This is a genomic window from uncultured Aurantimicrobium sp., assembly GCF_936931525.1.
Classification (GTDB): Bacteria; Actinomycetota; Actinomycetes; order Actinomycetales; family Microbacteriaceae; genus Aurantimicrobium.
In genome coordinates this window covers 1-6,852 of the sequence record NZ_CAKZII010000040.1, presented here as the reverse complement: position 1 = coordinate 6,852, position 6,852 = coordinate 1, and the positions used below count along the sequence as shown (strand labels likewise).

The window sequence follows — 6,852 nt, the reverse complement described above, 5'->3', positions numbered from 1 at the left end:
GTTGTGTGCTTCTGTGCACCAGCGAGAATGCGAAGCAATTCGCTGCGGCCAGAACCAGCGAGTCCGCCGATGCCAAGTACCTCGCCTTTGTTGACGGTAAAGCTGACGTCTCTCACTCTACGTCCGCTAATTCCGTCAACGGTCAGTGCAAGCTGATCTGTACCAGTACCGCGCGCGGGGTACAGCTCACCGGCGTCCCGACCGACCATGGTGGAGATCACTTCATCCATGGTGGAGTCAGAAACATTCTTGGTAATGATGGTTTCGCCATTACGCATGATGGTGAGACGATCACACAGTTCAAAAACCTCTTCTAAACGGTGTGAAACGTAAATGATGGCCACGCCCTGATCCCGCAGCTTTCGCAGTACCGCAAAGAGATCTTTGATTTCGGTGTCTGTCAGCGATGCAGTGGGCTCATCCAAGATGAGCACACGAGCATCGGTTGCTAGAGCCCGAGCGAAGGCCACCATGGTTTGCTGCACGGGGGAGAGCTCGCCCGCCAGTTTGCCCAGGGGAATTTTCTGGTTGAGTCGGTCAAGTTGTTCTTGAGCACGCTTGCGTAACTTTGCCCACTGAACGAAGCCAGCCTTGCTCGGGGTTTGCTCCCCGAGCAGGATGTTCTCGGCAACGCTGATGGAAGGAATGATAGAGAGCTCTTGGTAGAGGGCTACGATTCCTGCAGCGTTTGCCATCCGCACGTTGGCAAACTCCACCTCGCCGCCGTTACGAAGAATGGAACCGGAATCGGGGGCGTAAATACCGGTGATAACTTTCACCAGTGTGGACTTACCGGCCCCGTTCTCACCAAGAAGTGCATGTATTTCACCTGTCTTTACGGACAGGTTCACACCGCTGAGAGCATGCACGCCATCAAAGTGCTTGAAGATGTTGTGAGCTTCAATTGCAAAGGGAGCCTCGGTCTGAGTGCGGACGTTCATTATTTGCCACCCTTGTCGTCGAGATCGTTGCAGCGGATGACAACCTTGGGGTATTTGCCGCTGATATGAACCTCAAACGCCTCGGCAGCGTTATCTAGGTCAATCACCGACTGGGTGAGTTCGTCAAGATCAAGGTGAGGAAGAATCTGTAGTGCGCGGGGGAATGTGTAAGGGGAAATGAACACACCTGTCAGGGTGAGTTCCTTGAGGTAAAGGTAGTCCGACAAGTTGAGAGGCATCTCAAAGTCGTGTGGGTACATCGCCCCATAGATAACAGTCGCGCCCTTGGCGGCGACATCCAGCAAACCTTGAACTGCTCTTGGAGAGCCAGAAGCGTCAATGACGATGTCATAACCGCGACCGTCGGTGATCTCCTGAGCGCGTTCGCCTTGGTTTTCGGTAATGGGATCAATGACAAAGTCAGCACCGTGGCGCAAGGCCATCTCGCGACGTTCCACAATGGGCTCAATCAGAGTGAGTGAGGTTGCACCATTCATCTTCATCATCTGCAAAGCAAGCTGCCCGATAGGGCCACCACCACAAATCGCCACGCGGTCACCGACACGAATGTTGGTCTTGTCGGCAATGCGCACGGCAACAGAAGTGGGCTCGAGTAGGCAGCCCTTGAGCAGGCTGACGTTGTCAGGAAGCTTGTAGACCTGAGATTCGTGCCAGGTGACGGTCTCAGCCATACCAGGACGGTTGTAGTCCTGAATGAACTCGCAGAACTGCTGCTTTCCATCACGGCACGGTCCACAGGTTCCACAAAAGCGAAGGAAGTTGCCCGCAACGCGGTCACCTACCTTAAGTCCGGTGCGCGTCGCGCGCTCGCCGAGTGCTTCAATAACGCCGGAGATTTCGTGGCCAAGTCCGATAGGAACGTCTGTTCCAAAGAATCCTTCAGCGAGATGAGGGTCTGAACCACAGATAGCGGCATAAGCCACCCGGACGCGCACATCCTCAGGACCAAGTGGCTGCTCGGGGAAATCAATAACCCCGATAACTCCACGAGTGTCCTCGTTGGGGTCACGAAGGCTACCGATTTTGGTAACCGCTACTGTTTTCATCAAAATTCTCCGTTGAATGTGATTTGGGGGATAAAGGTGACTATTTAGCCGCTAGAACCCTCATGATTGCGCTGATGGTGGAAGTCAATCCGTATCCGTACTTGTCCCGCAGTTCTTCGTCTCCGCCAAAACCTGCATAAACCTGGGGAATGCCCAGTCGTTCAAATGCGGTGAGGTGGATTCCGCGGTCTGCAATCACATCAGCAATACGAGAAGCCAAACCGCCATAAGCAAGGTGGTCCTCAAGTACAACAAAGCGGCCACCAGTTTCACTGGCGCAACGCTCAATAAGGTCAGCATCAATGGGCTTTAAGGTGAACATGTCGATAACTCTGATCGAGTGGCCCAATGCCCCGAGAGTTTCAGCAGCTTCCAGTGCCTGCGCAACCGTGGTGCCGTGGGTGAAGATTGTGGCGTCATAGCCGTCGCGAGCAACGATGCCCTTACCAATCTGGATGTCGTGTTGACCAGGTTCATAGAGAACCATGTCGGACTTACCCACACCTAGGCGGATGTAGATAGGGCCTGACATCTTCATGGACTGGCGAAGAATGTCACCGGCCATGAGGGGGTCAGCAATCGAAGTCACGGTCATGTTGGTGAGCGCGCACATGAGTGCGAGGTCCTCAACGGCGTAGTGAGTGGATCCACCGTTACCGACCAAACCGCCGTGTGTACCAATGATCTTCACGGGAAGGTTGGGGTAACAGACGTCCGAGCGAATCTGCTCCAGTGCACGCATGCTCAGGAAGGGAAGCATTCCTGAAACAACGGGGATGTTTCCTTCATAAGCCAGACCTGCCGCAAGACCGATGCTGACCTGTTCCGCGATACCAACATCAACGAAGCGATCTGGGTAGAGGGAACGGAATTCACCGAGGGTAGCTCCGATCTCTGGAGTGATGGTCCAGAGGTTGTCGTATTCGCCGCCGAGCTCAGCAAGAGTTGAGCCAATAACCGAACGGGCTGATAGCCATTCGCCGAATGTAAATGTAACGGGCATTATGCCGACACCACCTTACGTGTTGACTCGAGAGCGGCCATCGCTCGTTCTAGATCTGCAGCTCCGAGGGAGCCTGCGTGCCATGCAATGTTGCGCTCCATGAAGTCAACGCCCTTGCCCTTGATGGTTTCGCAAATAACAACAGTGGGGCGGGTACTGTCCGAGCTGGGCAGGTTGTCAATGATGTTCACGAGGTCGTTCATGTTGTGACCGTCTACCGAAACGGTGTTCCAGCCGAATGACGCCCATTTGCCGAGGTAGGGCTCGAGCACAACTCGGTCCTCACTAAACCCGGTCATCAACTGGTGGTTGCGGTCAACGAACGCAACGAGGTTGCCGAGTTGGGCACTTCGTGCTGCCATGGCTGCTTCCCAGATTGAACCTTCACCGGTTTCGCCGTCACCGAGGACGCAGAAGACGCGGTGCTTCTCACCCTTCTGGCGGGCGCTCTTGGCCATGCCTACTGCAATGGGGAGGCCGTGCCCCAGGGATCCAGTCGATGCCTCAACGCCGCGTAGCTGAACCTTGCAGGGGTGCATGCCGTATGCGCTACCAAGTTGGCCGTATGTCGCGACTATGTCGTCGAACTCGAAGAAGCCACGCATCGCCATGCTGATGTACATGCACACTGCAGCGTGACCCTTGCTGAGAATGAAACGGTCGCGGTTGGGGTTCGCAATGTCGGTTGGGTCTACGTTCAAACCGTAGTGGTAAAGAACAGTCAAGATGTCAGCGACTGAAAGGTCGCCACCGATGTGAACTGCACCTTCATAGTTGCCACACAGGTAGAGAAGCTTTTCGCGCAGTTCGTACGCCAAGTCTTCGAGTTCAGCGACCGTGTGCTTTGGTTCGCTGCTGAGTGAAATTGAAGTACTCATCAGGTGCCTCCTCGTTGATGACCCTGGTTGGTGATCTCTGCATCGAGATCAAAGTTTCGGTTTATCAACAACAGCGAACTGGGTTGATGTGATTACGGTAACACTTTCCTGTTTACACATAAACAAGATTTTCAAGAACGTTATCATTTCGTTGTTTACTTGTAAACATAAAGTTATGAAAACTTGTTTACAAGTAAACCGGTTCTCCTTTAGGCTGTCACAACAGATGCAAACTACGACAGTTGGCACACAAGATTCAGAACACAGAGAGGTGCTTTGATAATGGGCGATAAGGACATCATCCGTACGGGGTTGTTCATCGGAGGCGCATCACGCGACACCGTGGAACACCTTGAAATTGCAGACCCCGCCAAGCGCGGCGAAGTTGTCGGCTATGCAGCCGCAGCAACTAAGCAAAACGTTGACTACGCAATTTCCGTAGCGAAGAACGCATTCCCAGCATGGTCATCACTGTCCGCTATTGAGCGTGCAGATCTCATGTCGGAAGCAATACAAGGAATTGCAGAAGCTCGTGACGATGACGCAGCTGTACTTTCCCGCGAAAACGGCAAGGTCCGTTTTGAGGGGTGGATTGACTCCCTGGTTTTCGAAATCCGTTGGAACCTGGCACTCATGATTGCTGACCAGGTAGACACCGGAAAGACTCTTCCGGTTGCACCAGGTATTCCTGTATCAACCGAAGTTCAGCACCAGCCACTGGGTGTTGTCACCATCATCGTGCCGTTCAACTGGCCCATTGCGATTCTTGGAGCAGCACTTCCACACGCACTGCTCGCAGGCAACACTGTGATCGTGAAGCCACCCCTGACTGCACCTTTGGCAACCACTCGCGTGATTGAGCGCATTGCGGCCAAGCTGCCTGCAGGTGTGCTCAACGTTGTCACCGGTAAGGACGAAGACATGGCTGCGCTCATCGAGAGCGAAGACATTGCCAAGGTCTGCTTCACGGGAAGCGTCGGTGGTGGAAAGCGCATCATGTCCATGGCTTCCAAGGCACTGACTCGCGTAACCCTGGAACTAGGTGGAAACGATGCTGCAATCTTCCTTGAAGATGCCATCATCGATGACACTCACCTTGACCGTCTCTACGGTGCCATCTTTGACACCACGGGCCAGATCTGCATGAACGCAAAGCGTATTTACGTTCACGAATCTCGCATGGACGAGGTTGTTGACGGTCTGACCGCTCGTCTTGAGAAGGTCAAGCTTGGTTACGGTCTGGACCCAGACACCACCATGGGCCCCCTCCACGCACCAAGCCAGAAGGCATTCGTGGAGAAGCTCATCCGTGAGGCTAAGGATGCTGGCGCAGATGTTCGCGAGTTTGGTGAACTGCCTACCGGTGAACTTGCTGCAGGTAACTTCGTTCGACCCGCACTGGTTGTGAACCCTGATCCCTCTTTGGGCGTTGTGGTTGAAGAACAGTTCGGTCCCGTTATTCCGCTGATTCCCTTCAGCACAGAAGCAGAAGCAATTGCTGCCGCTAATGACACTTGGGCTGGTCTTGCTGGTTCGGTCTGGACTGCTGACCCTGTTGCTGCGAACCGTGTTGGTTCCAAGCTGCAGTGTGGTTACGTCTGGATCAACGATCATGGCGCAACTCGTCTCGACCTCCGAGCACCCTTCGGCGGAATGAAGAACTCAGGTTTTGGTCGAGAACAAGGCATCGAAGGTATCCGTGCTTTCCAGGACACGCGATCAATCGCGACCATCGATGCAGAGGCACTGGCAGCGCAAGCGCACTAGTGTTTCACTCAACGGCGGCCAACGAATTCACTGTTAAACTTTGGGTTCGTTGGCCGAAGTTGATTAATATCACCAACAACACAATCCGAGCGAGGAATCATGACGGCAGCGAAGAGAACAGTTGAAGCAATCACTGTTGCCTCAGGTTCTAACGTGCCTCACATTGGAAAGCAAGAGATCCTCTTAGAGCCGCTTTCAGATCTCATTGACAGTGATGCGTTTACGCCACGGTTGCTTGCTCTTCTTTCCAACGCTCTCGTCTGGCGAGAGTCAATGCTCTTAAGGCAAGAATTTAACTTGGGAACAAATGACTGGCGAGTTATCTCTGCACTGGCAAATACCCCAGGCAGTTCGGCCACGGATGTCTCCGAGTTCTTGGCGATGAATAAAGCGGTGGTCTCTAAAGCCGTCAATACGTTGATTGACCGCAAGCTCATTGCAGGAAGCGATGGACCTCGAGGATCACGTCACCTGTATCTCACTCCTCAGGGTGCACAGATGCATGACAAAATGATGCCCATCTCCCTCTCAGGAGAAGAAATCATCTTGAGTAGGCTCAGTGAGCGCGAACAGGCGCAACTGCGCAAGCTCTTAACCAAGATGATGCTAGAGATCCCCGATCTCTCACCTACCTCGGTCGAGATTTCACCACTAGAGGACTAATCCTTCTAGGTGGTGATGATCTCCACCACAGCAGGACCAGACGCATCCGAGGCAAGACCCGTGTCAGAGGTCACGATCCGCGAGACGCAACAGGAGATCTTCTCGCTTTCTTCCTTCTGACGTTCGCTATAGAACACATCGCGATGGTCAACACGGCCAACGAGCTTTGAAACGCGCACCTCGCATAAGCCACATTCACCCTTGCGGCAGTCTGAGAGCATGTCCACGCCGGCAGCTTCGAGAGCTTCCAACATTGAGTGCTGCTTATCGACGAGTACTTCCACATTCTTGGCGGGAATGCGAACAATGAATTCTTCGGGATTGAACCAGCCACTGGCGCCATCACTGTGTACATAATCGCGGATGCTGCTGCCACCGGCCGCAATGGCGGCGGAGAGTGTTTCGCGGATGGCTGGCACGAGCAGTTCGTAACGTTCCCGACTGATCCGGTTGGCTGCCCGCAAGGGAGAAATGCCGGCCCGGAACAGGCTTTCGGCAGCGTAGATGTTGCCGATGCCGACCACCATGTGGCT

General features: G+C 53.9%; 7 protein-coding genes. 2 read left to right on the top strand and 5 right to left on the bottom strand.

What is annotated here, in order from left to right; genetic code table 11:
• The 4 genes from Q0362_RS01920 to Q0362_RS01905 all read right to left on the bottom strand — a co-directional run.
• Positions 1–941: sugar ABC transporter ATP-binding protein (locus tag Q0362_RS01920; protein ID WP_298119202.1), on the bottom strand; the 941-nt coding region annotated here is incomplete at its 3' end.
• Positions 941–2,008, bottom strand: a complete 1,068-nt coding sequence (locus Q0362_RS01915; protein WP_298119200.1) for an alcohol dehydrogenase catalytic domain-containing protein — start codon at positions 2,006–2,008, stop codon at positions 941–943. The genes Q0362_RS01920 and Q0362_RS01915, both read right to left, overlap by 1 nt.
• Before the next feature lie 40 nt (positions 2,009–2,048).
• The gene (locus Q0362_RS01910) at positions 2,049–3,011 is read right to left on the bottom strand and encodes a transketolase family protein (RefSeq protein WP_298119198.1); all 963 of its coding nucleotides are present in this window, start codon (positions 3,009–3,011) and stop codon (positions 2,049–2,051) included.
• Complete coding sequence (locus Q0362_RS01905) at positions 3,011–3,889, bottom strand: transketolase (protein ID WP_298119195.1); 879 nt, start codon at positions 3,887–3,889, stop codon at positions 3,011–3,013. The genes Q0362_RS01910 and Q0362_RS01905 overlap by 1 nt, the downstream gene beginning before the upstream one ends.
• 282 nt (positions 3,890–4,171) lie before the next feature.
• Here Q0362_RS01905 and Q0362_RS01900 point away from each other — a divergent pair, with 282 nt between their 5' ends.
• Both Q0362_RS01900 and Q0362_RS01895 read left to right on the top strand, forming a co-directional pair.
• A complete protein-coding gene (locus tag Q0362_RS01900; RefSeq protein ID WP_298119193.1) occupies positions 4,172–5,656 on the top strand; it encodes an aldehyde dehydrogenase family protein in 1,485 nt (494 codons plus the stop codon).
• A gap of 99 nt (positions 5,657–5,755) precedes the next feature.
• A complete protein-coding gene (locus Q0362_RS01895) occupies positions 5,756–6,319 on the top strand; it encodes a MarR family winged helix-turn-helix transcriptional regulator (RefSeq protein WP_298119191.1) in 564 nt (187 codons plus the stop codon).
• 5 nt (positions 6,320–6,324) lie between these two features.
• On the opposite strand, the gene Q0362_RS01890 is transcribed toward Q0362_RS01895, so the two are convergent.
• Positions 6,325–6,852, bottom strand: a 528-nt coding sequence (locus Q0362_RS01890; protein ID WP_298119189.1) for a 2Fe-2S iron-sulfur cluster-binding protein, incomplete at its 5' end; no start/stop codon positions are given.

Excerpts from the sequence above, each read along its gene's own strand:
- Q0362_RS01900 (WP_298119193.1), top strand. The coding sequence starts at position 4,172 with ATGGGCGATAAGGACATCATCCGTACGGGGTTGTTCATCGGAGGCGCA.
- Q0362_RS01915 (WP_298119200.1), bottom strand. The coding sequence starts at position 2,008 with ATGAAAACAGTAGCGGTTACCAAAATCGGTAGCCTTCGTGACCCCAAC.
- Q0362_RS01910 (WP_298119198.1), bottom strand. The coding sequence starts at position 3,011 with ATGCCCGTTACATTTACATTCGGCGAATGGCTATCAGCCCGTTCGGTT.
- Q0362_RS01895 (WP_298119191.1), top strand. The coding sequence starts at position 5,756 with ATGACGGCAGCGAAGAGAACAGTTGAAGCAATCACTGTTGCCTCAGGT.
- Q0362_RS01905 (WP_298119195.1), bottom strand. The coding sequence starts at position 3,889 with ATGAGTACTTCAATTTCACTCAGCAGCGAACCAAAGCACACGGTCGCT.